This is a genomic window from Frigidibacter sp. MR17.24 (assembly GCF_037095655.1).
Classification (GTDB): Bacteria; Pseudomonadota; Alphaproteobacteria; order Rhodobacterales; family Rhodobacteraceae; genus Frigidibacter.
The window spans coordinates 79,087-94,119 of sequence record NZ_JBAWKE010000001.1 but is presented as its reverse complement, the minus strand read 5'-3'; the positions used below and the strand labels follow the sequence as shown (position 1 = coordinate 94,119).

The 15,033-nt window shown below is 65.2% G+C and carries 14 protein-coding genes and 4 pseudogenes; 9 read left to right on the top strand and 9 right to left on the bottom strand.

What is annotated here, in order from left to right; all coding sequences use genetic code 11:
* Positions 1-44: 44 nt before the first annotated feature.
* Positions 45-1,577, top strand: coding sequence for an IS21 family transposase (istA, locus tag V8J39_RS00520; RefSeq protein WP_336458922.1), 1,533 nt, complete (start codon positions 45-47; stop codon positions 1,575-1,577).
* Complete coding sequence (istB, locus tag V8J39_RS00515) at positions 1,567-2,361, top strand: IS21-like element helper ATPase IstB (protein WP_336458921.1); 795 nt, start codon at positions 1,567-1,569, stop codon at positions 2,359-2,361. The genes istA and istB overlap by 11 nt, the downstream gene beginning before the upstream one ends.
* Before the next feature lie 15 nt (positions 2,362-2,376).
* Here istB and V8J39_RS00510 read toward each other — a convergent pair whose 3' ends face one another.
* On the bottom strand, positions 2,377-2,568 hold the full coding sequence (locus tag V8J39_RS00510) for a hypothetical protein (RefSeq protein WP_336458920.1): 192 nt from the start codon (positions 2,566-2,568) through the stop codon (positions 2,377-2,379).
* 56 nt (positions 2,569-2,624) lie between these two features.
* On the opposite strand from V8J39_RS00510, the gene V8J39_RS00505 reads away from it, so the two are divergent.
* From V8J39_RS00505 to V8J39_RS00490, 4 genes and pseudogenes are all read left to right on the top strand, one after another.
* Positions 2,625-3,566 carry a carbon-nitrogen hydrolase family protein gene (locus V8J39_RS00505; RefSeq protein ID WP_336458919.1) on the top strand — a complete coding sequence of 314 codons (942 nt, stop codon included), beginning with the start codon at positions 2,625-2,627 and terminating at the stop codon, positions 3,564-3,566.
* Complete coding sequence (locus V8J39_RS00500) at positions 3,563-4,507, top strand: serine/threonine dehydratase (RefSeq protein WP_336458918.1); 945 nt, start codon at positions 3,563-3,565, stop codon at positions 4,505-4,507. The genes V8J39_RS00505 and V8J39_RS00500 overlap by 4 nt, the downstream gene beginning before the upstream one ends.
* Positions 4,508-4,596: 89 nt before the next feature.
* The gene (locus V8J39_RS00495; protein ID WP_336458917.1) at positions 4,597-4,794 is read left to right on the top strand and encodes a transposase; all 198 of its coding nucleotides are present in this window, start codon (positions 4,597-4,599) and stop codon (positions 4,792-4,794) included.
* A pseudogene (locus V8J39_RS00490) lies at positions 4,752-4,997 on the top strand (DDE-type integrase/transposase/recombinase); the annotation flags it as partial. The gene V8J39_RS00495 and the pseudogene V8J39_RS00490, both read left to right, overlap by 43 nt.
* A gap of 320 nt (positions 4,998-5,317) precedes the next feature.
* Here the strand turns inward: V8J39_RS00490 and V8J39_RS00485 are convergent.
* Positions 5,318-5,644 (bottom strand): zinc-binding dehydrogenase, encoded by a 327-nt coding sequence (locus V8J39_RS00485; protein WP_336458916.1) that lies wholly within the window; start codon positions 5,642-5,644, stop codon positions 5,318-5,320.
* A gap of 186 nt (positions 5,645-5,830) precedes the next feature.
* Between V8J39_RS00485 and V8J39_RS00480 the strand changes: the two genes are divergently transcribed.
* The 3 genes and pseudogenes from V8J39_RS00480 to V8J39_RS23550 form a co-directional block, all read left to right on the top strand.
* Positions 5,831-8,446 carry a PAS domain S-box protein gene (locus V8J39_RS00480; protein ID WP_336458915.1) on the top strand — a complete coding sequence of 872 codons (2,616 nt, stop codon included), beginning with the start codon at positions 5,831-5,833 and terminating at the stop codon, positions 8,444-8,446.
* 295 nt (positions 8,447-8,741) lie between these two features.
* Positions 8,742-8,885 (top strand): hypothetical protein, encoded by a 144-nt coding sequence (locus V8J39_RS00475; RefSeq protein WP_336458914.1) that lies wholly within the window; start codon positions 8,742-8,744, stop codon positions 8,883-8,885.
* Between the two features lie 12 nt (positions 8,886-8,897).
* Positions 8,898-9,101: pseudogene (locus tag V8J39_RS23550) on the top strand (c-type cytochrome); the annotation flags it as partial.
* 28 nt (positions 9,102-9,129) lie between these two features.
* Here the strand turns inward: V8J39_RS23550 and V8J39_RS00470 are convergent.
* The 7 genes and pseudogenes from V8J39_RS00470 to V8J39_RS00440 form a co-directional block, all read right to left on the bottom strand.
* On the bottom strand, positions 9,130-9,963 hold the full coding sequence (locus V8J39_RS00470) for a DUF6692 family protein (RefSeq protein ID WP_336458913.1): 834 nt from the start codon (positions 9,961-9,963) through the stop codon (positions 9,130-9,132).
* A 682-nt stretch (positions 9,964-10,645) separates the two neighbouring features.
* Positions 10,646-10,942: a DUF982 domain-containing protein gene (locus V8J39_RS00465; RefSeq protein ID WP_336458912.1), complete on the bottom strand. Its 297-nt coding sequence runs from the start codon at positions 10,940-10,942 to the stop codon at positions 10,646-10,648.
* A 260-nt stretch (positions 10,943-11,202) separates the two neighbouring features.
* Entirely contained in the window at positions 11,203-12,213 is a 1,011-nt protein-coding gene (locus V8J39_RS00460) for a c-type cytochrome (RefSeq protein WP_336458911.1), read from the bottom strand.
* A gap of 124 nt (positions 12,214-12,337) precedes the next feature.
* Positions 12,338-12,739: pseudogene (locus V8J39_RS00455) on the bottom strand (cytochrome c oxidase assembly protein); the annotation flags it as partial.
* Positions 12,736-12,939, bottom strand: coding sequence for a hypothetical protein (locus V8J39_RS00450; protein WP_336458910.1), 204 nt, complete (start codon positions 12,937-12,939; stop codon positions 12,736-12,738). The gene V8J39_RS00450 and the pseudogene V8J39_RS00455, both read right to left, overlap by 4 nt.
* Before the next feature lie 203 nt (positions 12,940-13,142).
* Positions 13,143-14,175, bottom strand: a pseudogene (locus V8J39_RS00445) (cytochrome ubiquinol oxidase subunit I); the annotation flags it as partial.
* Between the two features lie 482 nt (positions 14,176-14,657).
* Complete coding sequence (locus V8J39_RS00440; protein WP_336458909.1) at positions 14,658-14,930, bottom strand: hypothetical protein; 273 nt, start codon at positions 14,928-14,930, stop codon at positions 14,658-14,660.
* Between the last annotated feature and the right edge of the window lie 103 nt (positions 14,931-15,033).

The following is a 15,033-nucleotide window of genomic DNA, read 5'->3' as shown; positions in this document are numbered from 1 at the left end:
TTTCCCCGAGCGCTGCGAGCGACGGGGGCAATGGAGTGATCCACATGGGACTTTTGAACGTCATTCGGAACTTGGCGCTTCGTAAGAAGCTGCCGATCCGGGAGATCGCTCGGCGCACCGGGCTCTCACGGAACACCATCAAGAAGTATCTGCGAGCCGGCACGATCGAGCCGAAGTTCTCGGTGCCCGAGCGACCGAGCAAGATCGATCCTTTCGCCGACAAACTCGCCGGCTGGCTGAAGACCGAGGCGGCGAAGTCGCGCAAGCAGCGCCGGCCCCTGACGCACCTGCATGCCGATCTCGTGGCGCTCGGCTACACCGGCTCCTACAACCGGGTCGCCGCCTTCGCGCGGGAATGGCGGACGGCCAGGCAGCGCGAGCAGAACACGACGGGGCGCGGCACTTTCGTGCCGCTGGCGTTCCGGCCCGGGGAGGCCTTCCAGTTCGACTGGAGCGAAGACTTCGCCATCATCAACGGCGAACGGACCAAGCTGCAGGTCGCGCACACGAAGCTCTCGCACAGCCGCGCCTTCATGGTGCGGGCCTATCTGCTGCAGACCCACGAGATGCTGTTCGACGCCCATTGGCATGCCTTCCGCGTCTTCGGCGGCGTGCCTGACCGGGGCATCTACGACAACATGAAGACTGCCGTTGACCGCATCGGTCGCGGCAAAGAGCGACAGGTCAACATGCGCTTCCTCGCCATGGCCAACCACTATGTCTTCGAACCGGAGTTCTGTAATCCCGCATCGGGCTGGGAGAAGGGACAGGTCGAGAAGAACGTGCAGGATGCGCGGCCGCGGCTCTGGCAACCGATACCGAACTTCTCCGACCTCGATGCCCTGAATGCCTGGCTTGAGCAACGGTGCCTCGAGCTCTGGCAGGAAATACCGCATGGCCGTCTCCCCGGCACGATCGCGGACGTCTTCGCCGAAGAGCAGGCCGCGCTGATGCCGGTGCCTCCGGCATTCGACGGCTTCGTCGAGCAGAGCAAGCGAGTCTCGCCGACTTGCCTGATCAGCTTCGAGCGCAATCGCTACAGCGTCCCGGCCTCCTTCGCCAACCGGCCGGTGAGCCTCAGGATCTACCCGGGCCGCCTCGTCATCGCGGCTGAGGGGCAGATCCTGTGTGAACACGAGCGCCGGATCGACCGGTCACATCACCTGCCGCCGCGGACGATTTACGACTGGCGTCATTACCTGACAGTGCTCCAGCGCAAGCCGGGTGCCTTGCGCAATGGCGCCCCCTTCGCCGAACTGCCGGACGGCTTCCGCCGGCTGCAGGAGCTGATGTTGAAGCGCCCGGGCGGGGATCGGGAGATGGTCGATATCCTCGCCCTCGTCCTGCATCACGACGAACAGGTCGTGCTGACCGCCGTCGAGCTGGCCCTGTCCGAAGGCGTCGCCACGAAGACCCATGTTCTCAATATCCTGCACCGGCTGATCGATGGCAAAGCCACGGACGGACCGACCGTCGATACCCCGCAGGCACTGCTCCTGCGCCGTGAGCCAAGGGCCGATGTCGGGCGCTATGACAACCTGCGCGCTTCCAGCACCGGAGGTCGCCATGCGTCATGATCCCGCCAGCGGCGCCGTCGTCATCATGCTTCGAAGCATGAAGATGTATGGCATGGCCCAAGCGGTCACCGACCTCATCGAACAGGGCGCACCGGCGTTCGAGGCGGCCGTGCCGATCCTTACGCAACTGCTGAAGGCCGAGGTCGCCGAACGCGAAGTCCGCTCCATCGCCTATCACATGAAGGCCGCCCGCTTCCCGGCCTACAAGGACTTGGCTGGCTACGACTTCGCGGCGGCTGAGGTCAACGAGGCCACGGTCCGACAACTGCACCGCTGCGAGTTCATCGATGGCGCGCAGAACGTCGTGCTCATCGGCGGGCCCGGCACCGGCAAGACCCATATCGCGACCGCGCTCGGCATTCAGGCGATCGAGCATCACCGTCGGAAGGTCCGCTTCTTCTCGACGATCGAGCTGGTCAACACGCTCGAGCAGGAGAAGGCCAGGGGCAAGGCGGGGCAGACCGCGGAGAACTTGGCTCGCCTCGACCTCGTGATCCTCGACGAGCTGGGCTACCTGCCGTTCAGCGCCTCAGGTGGCGCGCTGCTCTTCCATCTGCTGAGCAAGCTCTACGAGCGCACCAGCGTTGTGATCACCACCAACCTCAGCTTCAGCGAATGGGCCAGCGTCTTCGGCGACGCCAAGATGACCACCGCGCTGCTCGACCGCCTCACCCACCGCTGCCACATCCTGGAGACCGGAAACGACAGCTTCCGCTTCAAGGCCAGCACCGCCGCAGCCACCCGCAAGAGGAAGGACAACACGCATGCATTGACCCAGCCATGACCCCATCCGCATAACTTACAGGTGGGTCACTTCTCGATGGAAAACCCGGGTCAGTTCCGCGTGGAAATCAACACCTGTGTCGCCGGCGATCTCCGAGACCGTCGCCGCGCCGCGCTCCGACAGCACTTCGATCAGCGCGACGGCATGGTCGACGCTGCTGATCCTCCCCTCCGAGGACATGCCGAGGTTTGCCATTTCGGATTCCATTCGTTAATGTCTGATTCTGATACTTCTGCGTCCGATACTGATACATAAGAAATCCCATGACCACAACCCGTGTCGCGATCGCCCAGACGGCTCCGGTCCTTTTCGACGTTGAGGCATCGCTGGGGCGAGTCGCGGACTGGACGGCGCGTGCCGCCGCCGAGGGCGCGGCGCTCGTCCTGTTCCCCGAAGCGATGATCGCGGCCTACCCCAAGGGCGCGATATTCGGCTCCTACCTCGGCGGTCGCACGCCCGAGGGCCGCGAGCTCTACCGCCGCTACCACGAGAGCGCGTGCGAAATACCGGGGCCGGTCACGCAGCGGCTGGCCCAGATTGCCGGCGACAACCGGATCGCCCTCGTGACCGGGATCATCGAACGTGACGGCGGGACCCTCTACTTCACCGTCGCCCACTTCGACGAGGAGGGCCGCTATCTCGGCCGCCGCCGCAAGCTGATGCCCACCGGGGCAGAACGGCTGGTCTGGGGCCTCGGCGATCTGTCGGACCTGCGCGCCTACGAGACCGGGGCGGGCCGCGTCGCCTCGGTGATCTGCTGGGAGAACTACATGCCGCTGCTGCGAACGGCGACCTACGGCCTGAAGCCGCAGATCTATTGCGCGCCGACGCTGGACGAACGCGAGTCCTGGCTCGCCTCGATGCGCCACATCGCGATCGAGGGGAGATGCTTCGTCCTATCGGCCTGCCAGGCGCTTCAGCGCAGGGACGTGCCGGAGGGAGCGACGGACCAGTTCGTAGACATGGGTCCGGACTCTTGGGTCTGCCGCGGGCGAAGCTGCATCGTCGATCCGTTTGGCGCCTTCCTCGCAGGGCCCCTCGTCGATGCCGAGGGCCTTCTGACCGCCGATCTCGACCTGGGCCAGATCGCACGCGGCACCTTTGATTTCGACGTGACCGGTCATTACGCGAGGCCGGATCTGTTCCGGCTTCAGGTCAACACACAAAGGCAGTCCGTCGTGACTTACGGCGGAGCGGGCGAATGATAGACCGCGCACGCATCGACGCCGCCGCCCGGCGCATCGCTCCGGAAATCCGGCGCACTCCCGTCCTCGAGCTGAAGCCCGGCGCGCTTGGGATCGACGCGGCGCTGGTCCTAAAACTGGAGAACCTGCAAGTCTCCGGCTCTTTCAAGATCCGCGGGGCCATGAACACAGTCCTGTCCCGCCCGGACGAGGCCGCCGCCGGTCTGGTCGCTGCCTCGGGCGGCAATCATGGCGCGGCCGTCGCCACCGTGGCCCGGCGCAAGAGGCTCAAGGCGCGGATTTTCTTGCCCTCGGTCTCTTCAGAAGCGAAGCGGGCATTGCTTCGGGGCCTAGGGGCCGAGGTGGTGGTGGCTGGCGATGTCTACGTCGAGGCCCGCGCCGCCGCGCTGGAATATGCCGCGTCGCGCGGAGGGCTGATGGTTCATGCCTTCGAGGCGGCGGACACGCTGATCGGTCAAGGCACCATCGCCCCGGAGCTCGTGGAGCAAGCCGGCCCGCTCGACGCATTCGCCCTGTCCGTCGGCGGCGGCGGGCTCGCCGCCGGACTGGCCTGTTGGTTCGAAGGCGACGTGCCATTGATCTGCGGCGAGCCGGCACTTGCCCCGACCTTGCACGCCGCGCTCGAAGCCGGTCGGCCGATCGATGTCGAGACCGGCGGAATCGCCGCCGATGCTCTTGGATGTCGGCGCATCGGTGATCTGGCTTTCGACATCCTGTCCGGCGCGAATGTCGAAAGCCGCCTCGTTTCCGAGGAGGCGATCAGGACGGCGCAGACCGACCTTTGGGCCGACCTGAGGCTCGCCGTGGAGCCTGCCGCCGCGCTGCCGATCGCTTGCCTGCGCGCGATGCCGCCGGATCGGCTCTCAGGCAGACGCATCGGCGTCCTGATCTGTGGTGCAAACCTTGATCCCGTCACGATCGCCGATACGGCGAGAGCGTGATCTGCGTGTAGCGGACCTTGGTGTGAGGTGGTCCCCGGACACGGGACACCTTGCTAAGCTTGCCGCCAACGATGACGAGGACGAACAGCGTGGCTGGCAAACGAAAGAGCTTCGACGCGGAGTTCAACGCGAAGGTGGCCCTTGAGGCCATCCGTGGCGATTTGACGGTCGCCGAGCTGGTGGCGAAGCATGGCGTGCATCGAACCCTGATCAACACCTGGAAGCGGCAGGCGACGGTGCGCATCCGGAGCACCGAAAGTATCCATATCTGCTCAGGGATCTGGTGATCGAGCGGCCCAACCAGGTGTGGTGCGCGGACATCACCTACATTCCGATGCGGCGTGGCTTCCTCTACCTCGTCGCGATTATGGACTGGGCAACGCGCCGGGGACTGTCCTGGCGGCTGTCGAACACGATGGACGCCGAGTTCTGCATCGAGGCGCTGGAGGATGCCTTCCGGCGGCATGGACGGCCCGAGATATTCAACACTTATAGTCATACGATGGAGGCCAGTTCCCGGGCGGTCTGACCCAAACACTGATCGACCGTCTGTTATACTGGCACCGCAGGGTGCCTCGGTGCGGCTTGACCCGCATTCCGATCGGCCGACGTGTTTTTCCCTGGACCTGTCGGCCGCCCGGGAACGCCTTGTGGTGAGGCTTCGCCTCGCCGGTTTCGCGTGTGACCCGAGAAGGGCGTGATCCTGCTTTCTGCGGGGTCTCATGACTGTCCTGTCCCGCACCGGTCTAGGCGGCGCTCACGGGCGCGTCGTCCTCGGTCGTCGTTTCTCGGCAGCTCAACAAGCCGCGCCTACGACGCAACGTCAGGACATTGCAGGACGATCTTGCCGCGCGCGCCCGGCTTCAGGCGGGCAAGGGCGTCCCTGACTTCCGTCATGCCCAGTATCCGTTCGATATGCGGCGTGACCTTCCCGGCCTCTACAAGTGCGCCGATCCGGGCGCAGGTGTTCGCATCCGGCACCGTGAAGACGCGTTTCACCGTGACGCCATGGCGCTCCGCCTCATCCCCGTCGAAGAAGGCGACCACTGCCACCAGCGCGCCTTCCCCGGCGCAGCGTCGGGAGTGCGCGATTAGACGTCTCGCCCCCCGACGGTGTCGAAACTGCGAACCATGCAACCCTGAGCAACATGAGGCGCAGTTTTACTCGCATGAACTGTTTGCACGCAAACATGCCGCAAATGCAACAAATCAGGCTCACATTACGTCGTCAGGTAACCCCACAGATACCGGCCAGACCCAGTGAATCAGCGGGCAAGGCCAAGACGTCCATCGAGCAAGGAACCGGTTGTGTATATGAGAAGCATGGGGGCCGATGAGCGTGGCCAGAGTCCGGACCCCGGAGCTTTCGCCACTGCGATCGACAAGGCCCTCTGCCTGATCTGGTTCAGCCCCGACGGGATCATCGAAGACGTCAACGACAACTTCCTGCGTGCGGCCGGCTACGGGCGGGACGGGGTCGTTGGTCGCCACCACCATCTGCTCGTTGAAGAGCACTATGCAAGGTCTCCTGACTATCGCGCCTTCTGGCACGGGCTGAAGCAGGGCCGCGCCCAGAAGGGCACCTTCATGCGCCTGGGCAAGTCGGGCCGGCCTTTCTGGCTCGAAGCGAGCTACATCCCCCTGGCCGGACCCGACGGTCGCATCGAGCGGATCGTCAAGCTTGCCCATGACGTGACCGTCGACAGGCTTGCCACCGCGGACCATCTTGGACGGCTCGAGGCGATCTCGCAATCGCATGCAATCATCGAGTTCGAACTCGATGGCACCATCCTCGACGCGAATGCCAATTTCCTCAAGGCCACGGGCTATGCGCTGAACGAGATCCGCGGCCGCCATCACAGCATGTTCGTCCCGCCCAAGGATGCCGCGGGCGAGGCCTATGCGCACTTCTGGGAAAAGCTGTGCGCAGGTGATGTCGAGAGCGGCGAATTCTACCGTATCGGCAAGGATGGCCGCGAGCTCTGGTTCCAGGCCAGCTACAGCCCGGTGCTCGATGCCGCGAGGCGGCCGGTGAAGATCATCAAATACGCGACGGACGTGACCGAGCGCAAGCGGCGCTCGGTCGATCATAACGGTCAGCTCACGGCGTTGACCCGGACGCAGGCGGTCATCGAGTTCAGTCTGGACGGCACGGTCCTGACCGCAAACGAGAACTTCCTCGACTTGTTCGGCTACGAGATGTCCGAGATCCAGGGGCAGCATCACCGCATGTTCGTCGCTCCTGGCGATATGAGCGGCGAGGCCTATGCCGTGTTTTGGCGAAAGCTTCGTCAGGGCCAGTTCCAGGAAGCGCAATACCGCCGCGTTGCCAAGGGCGGGGAAGAGGTCTGGATCCAGGCCAGCTACAACCCGATCTTCGACCCCTACGGCAACCCCTTCAAGGTGGTGAAATTCGCCACCGACATCACCGAGAGCAAGCGCGCCGAGGTTGGCGAAGCCGACCGTGAGACGGCCCGCTTGCGCTCGGCCCAAGATGTGATCGACGCGCGCGAGATCCAGTTCCAGGCGACGCTGGACCTCGCGCCGGTCGGCATGGCGCTTCTCGACGAGGATTGCCACATGCTGCATGTCAACGACGCGCTCTGCCGCTTCACCGGCTACAGTGCCGAGGAGCTGCTGTCGATGCGGCTCGCGACACTCATCCCTCCCAGCCGGCGGGTGATCTCGGAGACCGATCGGCAGCGATTCCGCGACGGTCAGATCAAGCTCCTACAGCTCGAGCGGCGGGTGGTCCGCAAGAACGGCGGCGAGGCCTGGGCGATGCTGCACATCTCGCAGCAGACCTCGTCGCGGTCGGATGCGGTGCAGTTCATCGTGCAGGTGCAGGACATCACCGAGCGGCGGCAGATGGAGGAGATGAAGTCGAACTTCGTCGCTACGGTCAGCCACGAGCTGCGAACGCCGCTGACCTCGATCAAGGGCGGGCTGTCGCTTGTGCTGGGGTCGATGAGCCTAGAGATGGGAGATCGGGCGCAGCGGCTGCTGTCGATCGCCTTGAAGAACTGCGACCGGCTCACCCTGCTGGTGAACGACATCCTCGACATGGAGAAGATCTCCTCGGGTCAGGCCCGGTTCCAGCAGAAGAATGTCGGGCTCGCCGACCTGCTCGAGCAGGCCGTCGCGATCAACGCTGCCTACGGGCGGGAGCATGGTGTCGAATTCGCGCTGGCCCAGCCTTCGGACGAGGCTTGGATCCGGGTCGATGTGGACCGGTTCCAGCAGGTCATGTCGAATCTCATGTCGAACGCCGCCAAGTTCTCGCCAAAGGGGAGCGTCGTGCGGGTCGAGAGCGAGCTACGCGACCATCGGGTCTTCATCAGGGTCATCGACCGAGGCCCCGGCATCCCCGAGGACTTCCGCGACCGGATCTTCATGCCCTTCAGTCAGGCCAACAATTCCGACACGCGCGAAATGGGCGGAACCGGGCTCGGGCTGAACATCACCCGGCAGATCATCGAGCGGATGGGCGGCGAGATCGGTTACCAGAACCTTCCGGAAGGCGGCTGCGAGTTCCGGGTCGAGTTCCGGGCGGTGAACGCGAAGGGCGGGGCTGAAGGACGGATTCCGGGCCTGGGGTTTAAGGGACGCTGCCCCGAGATCCTGCATGTCGAAGACGATCGCGATTTCGCCGAGGTATTCGAGCATGCCTTCTCGGGGCGTGCCGCGGTCTCGCATGCGTCCTCCTTCGCCGATGTCGCGCGGCTTCTCGGCGAGCGACAGTTCGACCTGGTGGTGATCGACTGGGACAACATGATCTCCGGGGGCACCGAGCTCCTTGACATGATCGAGCGGCTGCAGCCCGAGTTGCAGACCATTGGCCTGAGCGACATCGACGGGCCCACGGATCCTCGCGTCGCCCAGAACCTGATAAAGAGCCGCGTGACGCTGGCCGGTTTCGTCGAGAAGCTGCTGTCGTGAGCGACAGACGTAGTTAGCGATAGGCCGCTGCCCTCCGCCGTGTGCCCTGAACCTCGCAAGGCTGCGTCAGACATTGTGCCGGGATCGCCCGCGGTGATGCGCGGACTAGGCGGGGGCGGGAGGGCCTGGCTCGCGCGTTTCTCCGTCCGGGCCAGCGGATCGGGACGGCCAGATCGGTGCCTGACGTCCTTCCGCATGAAACCGTTCACGCCTTCGGCAGCAATACCGTGCTCGAGGGGCTGAAGGCGGTGCCCTCGGACCTCGTGCACCGCTGCCACGGCGACGACCAGCCGGATTGCCCGATCATGTCGGACCTTGTCATGGCGGCAGGTCTGCCGCGGCCGCCGGCAGCTTCACGGTGCCCGAGCCCAGATCGATGATCATTCCCGACGTGACCGGCGAGGCGGCGCTCGGCCAGCGCGTCTATGCCGCCCGCTGAGCCAGTTGTCACGGAGAGGTCGCGACCGGCACCGAGCAGGGACCGCCGTTCCTGCATCCGTTCTACCTTCCTGACCACCACGGGGATCGGGCCTTCCTAATCGCGGGGGAAAGCGGCGTCCGGGCGCACCATTGTCGTTTCGGTGACATGCCCCTGGTCGAGGGCCTCACGCGGGCCGAGGTGAAGGCGGTCATCGCCTACGTCCGTGCGCTCTAGCATGCGAACGGCCTGATCGACTGACCGCTCACCCGTCGCAGTGCCAGAAGCCGCGGTAGCCGACGGTCGGGCCGTCCTGCAGGGCGAAGATCATCTCGGCATCGGCGCGCGGGCCCGGGTCGGCCTCGGGCGTGACCGTGACCGAGGCGCCCTCGGTCTGCCATGCGGTGTCCCCGGTCGGGGCGAGGCGCAACAGGATGCCGTTGAGCTTCATCCCGGCACCCTCGTGGCCAGAGACGAGGATCGGTGCCGCCGCCTCGGTCTGGCGGAAGCGGCAGGCGGGGGCGGCGACGGTCTCGCCGATCTCGCGGTCGCTCATCTGGGCGGGGTCGAGTCCGGCCCGCAGCGTGTTGGCCAGCGCATCGCCGAGGCTGCCCGGTCGCGCCTCCGGATCGCGGTAGATCTCGGCCGCTTCTCCGTTCTGACCGATGTTCGCGATCAGGTAGCGCATCTCGGCGATCTCGCGTTCCTGAGCCTCGACGATGCCGCGGGCAAGCTTGCGCACGCGCGGATCCTCGATCCCGGCCCGTTCGGAGGTCATGATCGCGATAGAGTGGTGCGGGATCATCGCGCGCATGTAGCTGACGCCGTCGACGGTGACCTGGCTGCGCACGAGCAAAAGCGCGCCCGCGAAGACGACGGCGCTGGCGGCGAGAATCGCGATCTTCGTGCCGCGGCCCTTATACATGCCCCACATGAACAGGAGCATGATAGGAGCCATCGCCGCTCCCATGACCAGCGCCATGTAGCCGCGCGTCTCGCTGAAGAAGACATGCTCGAGCGCGTAGGTGTTCAGATACATCAGCCCAAACATCACCACCGTCGAGGTGGCGATCATAAGGGCGAAGCGTGAGTAGGACATGGTGGCCTCCGTTCGGGTCTACGCAAAACGAACGACGTTCCCGCGCTGGAAGGTTCCCTATTCAGCTCGTGCATCCGCAATCAATGATTGCCTGCCAACCCTATAAGCCAATCATAGCGTGAAATTGGCAAAGAGAGTCCCGAGGGAGCTTCTGGCCATGCCGCCTCGGCTGTCGCTCCAGCCAACGAAGGGTCCGGATCGCGGCCAGCAGCAATCTTTTTAGGACTGCACAAGTTTTGGCATCACGGCATGCTAGCACCTGCCGTCGACCCGCAATTAGCCCTTGCTGGATAGAGCGACAATGGCGGACAAAAATCCGAGGACGATGAATTGCCTTAGTCACTTTGTGGACACGCCTCAACCATGTGAGTGGTCAGGAATCACAATTGGATATGCCATCGGCTTTAACTGGCTTGCGCTTTTCTGTCTGAGCGTTAACTGCTTCTGCATTGCCGAGCTGTTTAGTGCTATGGTCAGCTCTACGATTTGAATCGACTGTGCGCTTCGATACTGGGTCGCTCCGAACCTGACTTTGGTTTATCTTCTTTACCATTCAATCCTCCTGAGGGTTAAATTTATTCATGTCTGGCTCCGCGGCGCAGTGCGCCTCACACGCCTCAGTTCGCAGTCGGAAAAATTCATTAATAAGATTGCTGCATGCCCTTCCGTCGAGTTCGTGCCTTTAATTTACGAGGCCGGCTCCGACAGGAACGGCCTGTTGGTATCGAGCTTCCATCACCATATGTCCGGCTGCGTCGACGGCCTTGCAGAATGCTACACGCGCAGTTTGCACCGAACCGCGACCTCTTTTCAGTTCCTCAAGCTCTCGTTTTGCTACAAGGTAAGCACTACTATAGAAGTCGTCCCATCGGCGATCGATCAGTAGTTCTAACGCCTCTTCGGCATTAGCAATCGTGTGGCTACGAATTGGATCATTCGACAGCGTGATGATGAGCGGTATTCCCCAATTTTTGGGCATGATAGGATTTCTTCGCCTCTCGATTAAGCACGCCTTCGGCCGCCCGGCCGCTTGCCATTGAAACACCGAAACACGCGCAGTGTTCCCCGCCTCCTCCGTGGTCGCAACGTCCTAGATGGCAGCGTGCGCACATGAGAGCTACACGATCTTGCAAGCAAACCTGTGGCCAGCGCGTAACGATGTCCTGGGGCGTTGAGCGCGACGGCTGCTAACTATCCGTCTTCGGCTGCGAGCCAACCCTGTTAGGACGAAAGTCCCACTCAGCGCACCGCGAAGAAGGCGGACAAGGCGGCGATATCCGCATCCGAAAGGCCTTTCGCTGCGGCGCGCATCAGCGGTGCACGCTCCGCCCCGCCCCGCGCGCCGTCGCGCCAGAGCGTCAGCTGATCCACGAGATAGGCCTCGCCCTGCCCGTCCAGCGACGGGATGCGCGGATTACGATTGTCCGGGCCATGGCAGGCCAGGCAGCCCGGAACCCGGCCGTTGCCGCGGGCGGCAAGCGCCTCGCCCGCCGCAGGATCCGCGGGGACGGATTGCGCCGGCCCCTCGAGCCGGGCCAGGGCCGCGGCAAGCTCAGCATCGCCCGAGGCGGGGACCTTGGCGGCGGCATGGGCCATCATCCCGCTGGGTCGCGCGCCCGAACGATAGGCAGCCAACTGGTCGGCAATGTAATCCGGGGTCAGGATGTCCAGCCGCGGCGCGCGGCTGGTCCCGCCCGCGCCATGGCAGCCGGCGCAATAACCCTCGGCGGCGGGGGCGGTCATGGCCGCATAATCGTCTGGCGTCATGCCGCGCTGCACGGCCGTCAGGAAGGCCACCACCGCCCAGACTTCGTCCGCGCGTCCCTCGGCGGGCCAGGCGGGCATGCCGGTCATCTTCACGCCCGCCTCGACGATCCAGTGCATCTGCGCGGCCGTCCACGGCGTCACGGCCCGATCGATCTGCGGCGGCGGCGGCACCATCGCGGCAATCGTCGCGCCCCCCGAAGTGCCGGGCGTCGCGTGGCACATCGCGCAGGCGCTGTCGTAATGGCGCGCGCCAAGCTCGATCAGCGCGGGGTCGGAAAGATCGTCCGGCACCTCCGCCTCGGGCGGGGCACGCAGCGCGACCGCGTTCTCGAAGATCGTGTGCATCGCCCAGTCGGTGACCGCCCAGTGCCCGCTCCGGGCCGAGGTGTTGAAGAGCCCGAACAGGACCGTGGCGAAGCCGGCGACGGCGCCGAGCACGGTGAGCGTGGCCAGCGTCAGAAGGACGGTGCGAAGCTGGCTCATGCGGGGGCCTCCTTTTCGCCAAGGGCGCGGGCGGCAACTGCCCCGGCAGGTCGGGCGGCGTGCCGCAGAAGGCCGCGTAAAGATCGCGCGGCGCCAGCGTCAGCAGCGCGCCGAGCAGCGTCATGTGCATCGAGGTCAGCAGCAGCCCCCCCGCCCCCGCCAGAGCATCCGCGGTCTGCCCGGTCCGGGCCGCGCGCAGGCTACTCGACCAGACCAGCAGACCCGCGGTCAGGAAGGTCGCCTGCTCCAGCACGAAGGCGCCGGGGAAGCGGAGGGCGGCGCCATGGAGCGCGGGCAGGTGCCAGGCCCAGACCAGCAGGAATTCGACCCCTGCGGCGATCAGGGGAGAGATCGCGAAGGCGCGGCCAAGCGCGGGAAAGCCCAGCACGAGGAGCGGCGCGGCGAGTGCCACCAGCACCATGTGCCGCAGCATGTGCAGCGGAAAACGCGGCAGCCACGCCTCGAGCGGGGCAAGCCAGATCAGGGCCAGCAGCGCGACCCCGGCGATGGCGCAGGCCCGTCTCATCGGCAGGTCCCGATGAACAGCGCCGGCATCGCGACATAGACCACGCCGACGAAGGGGATGATCGCCAGAAGGAAGGCCGCATGGCGCAGGAAGCGGTGGCGATGCCGCGGCTTGCGCAATTCCATCGGTGCGACCTCGTCGGCATCGCTCAGATCGCGCGACCGCCAGCCGATCCAGAAGATCGCGGCCAGCGCCAGCACGGTCAGGCTGAGGATCGAGAGGCGCAGGAAGGCGAGCCCCTTCCGAACTGCCGACCTTGGCGCACCAGATCGCGGAGCCGATGTAGCAGAACAGGAAATGCGCGGCCCAGACCAGTGGCGCCGCGGTGATGCGCCAGAGGCTGGCGCTTTCGTCCAGAAGCTCGTCCGCGTCCTCGTGGCCGGTGATCCGGGTCATCTGTGCCTCACAAGAGCCGCGGGGCGATGCCGATCACGGCGGCGGTCACTAGCACGGTCAGGATGTGGAAATGCCAGTAGAGCGTGACGTTCCACAGATCGGCGTCATGCTCGGGGTCGATCTTGCCGAAGATCAGCCCGGCCAGACAGTATCCCTGCATCAGCACCCCCACCGCGACATGCGCCCCGGTCCAGATCACCAGCGCGCAGACGATGGCCGGATAGACATGGGTCGAGGGCGCAAGCCCCATCACCGACAGCGCCAGAGCCGCCCCGCCTGCCAGCGCAAGGACAAGTCCCACGACCAGCGCGGCCTTTGCCGCCCCCCGCCCGGCACGGTTCAGATGCCGCGCCCCCCAGCGTGGCGGCCCATGCGATCCCAAGCGCCGCGACGGAGGCCAGCACCAGCAGCCCATCGGCTTGCAGCGCGCCTTCGGGCAGGAAATCCGCACGCGAGGTCCAATAGAAGAACCCGAACACGACCGAGGCGAAGGCGGTGGAATCCCCCAGCATCGTGATCCACATCGCCCACCAGCCCACCGCCGCGGGGCTCGAGGCATAGGTCGGCAGCCGCAGCCGCAGCCCAACGTCCTTCATCGGCTTTTCCGGCTGCCGCGCGGTCGACGTCCAGAGCCAGTAGAGGATGCAGGCCACCGCCAGCACGCCGCAGACCACGGCGGGGGCATAAAGGTGGAAGGTCGGCAGGATGAAGCAGCCGCCAGTGAAGGCCGCGGCGCTCAGCGTGATCCAGGCATCCCCCGTCACCCGCTGCACCTGCACGGGCCGCGCGTCGATCACGCTGGTCACCATCGTCTCGCGCAGGCCCTCTTCGGCATCGGGCAGGTAGTACCGGCCCGCGTCCATCCGCTCGACCAGCTTCGGCTGATCCCAGAGCGGGTAGCGCGAGGTGATGTAGGGGATCGACCGCACGCCCCAATCCTCGCCCTCGACGGTGTCGGACCATTCCAGCGCCCCCGCCCGCCACGGGTTGCGGCTGGAAAGCCTAGGCTTGCCGGGGCGCAGCAGGTCCCGAGTGAAGATTGGGGAGCAGGCGGGTGACCGCATAGAAGGCCCCGTTCAGCGCCAGCCACATCGCCACCGCACCGCCAAGCATCACGAGGAACAAGAGGTGAAGCTCCGCGGCATCCTCTCCCGCCGGGGCGAGCGCCGACTGGCGGCTCTCACAAGCGGCGAGCTGGAGCAGCCCGAACAGAACCAAGACCCGGCGCAGGAGCAGCGTCGGCTTTGCACAATGGCGAAAGATGCTGTCCTGTCGCAAGCCGGTCCCGAGGTTAGTTAGGGACCTAAGCGTAGGTGCCCGAAACTGTTCCGCAGAAACATCGGAGGGCACATGATTTGTCTGATCGAACGACCTTGAGCCGCGTTGCCGCCTGCCTTCGCGCCGTCCCAGAAACTCTCTAAGCTAAGAGCCGCGATCAGCCACGGAACTGCCGCGCAAGGCAGTGCCAGCAGCTTCGGCATTTGGCAGACCGCGACGTCACCGGCCCCAATGCGGGATGTGCCTAGTTAGAACCAACACCGGGCGGCGTCTGCTGTCCTGTTGCAGTTTCTGGCAGCAGCGGCGCGGCACTTGTCGGAGGGGTGTTCGGGGTGGACGCATCGGGAGCCCCGGCGGCGGCGTTGGGATCTTCCGTCGGACCCAGTGCTTCGGCGCTCTCGGACCCAAGCCACCAGATCAACCCCGCGACCGCGAAGATGACGACCGAAAGCATTCCGACAAGCGGGCCGACATGGTTGCTCTTCTGCCGTTCGACATTGGTATTCGGCGCAGACATCGGGTTACTCCCTCCGCTTTTGGGCTGCTCGGGAAACGTCTGGACGGAGGATCTGTTCCGCTTGAGGTCCGTAAGCTCGCGCTGCGTTGAATGACACTATCTT